The following is a 366-nucleotide window of genomic DNA, read 5'->3' as shown; positions in this document are numbered from 1 at the left end:
CACCGCTACCGGCTCGCTGGACGTTACCATCGTCGATGACGTGCCTAAGGCGGTTGATGACAGCAATCTCAATACCGCATCCGAAAGCTTGCAAACCCTCAGCGGTACGGTGCTCGGCAACGATGTGCAAGGTGCTGATCGTGTCGCCACCGGGCCTATTACAGCGGGGACTTTTGCCGGGACTTACGGCTCGCTGGTACTGGCTGCCGACGGTACTTACACCTACACACTGAATACCGCCGACGCCGACTTTATCGCCCTGCATGGCGGCGGCAACGGCACGGAGACTTTCGCCTACACACTGACCGATGCCGATGGCGACACCAGCACTGCCAATCTCGTCTTGCAAGTGCATAACAACAACGA

At 58.5% G+C, this 366-nt stretch carries 1 protein-coding gene; it reads left to right on the top strand.

Annotated elements, in window-relative coordinates; genetic code table 11:
* Positions 1 to 366 (top strand): cadherin-like domain-containing protein (locus AAEZ06_RS26905; protein WP_350617114.1); only part of this gene is annotated, 366 nt, incomplete at both ends.

The organism is Pseudomonas sp. HY7a-MNA-CIBAN-0227, assembly GCF_040310325.1.
Taxonomy (GTDB): Bacteria; Pseudomonadota; Gammaproteobacteria; order Pseudomonadales; family Pseudomonadaceae; genus Aquipseudomonas.
Note: the sequence above shows the minus strand (reverse complement) of the source record. Positions and strands in the feature narration are given on the sequence as shown.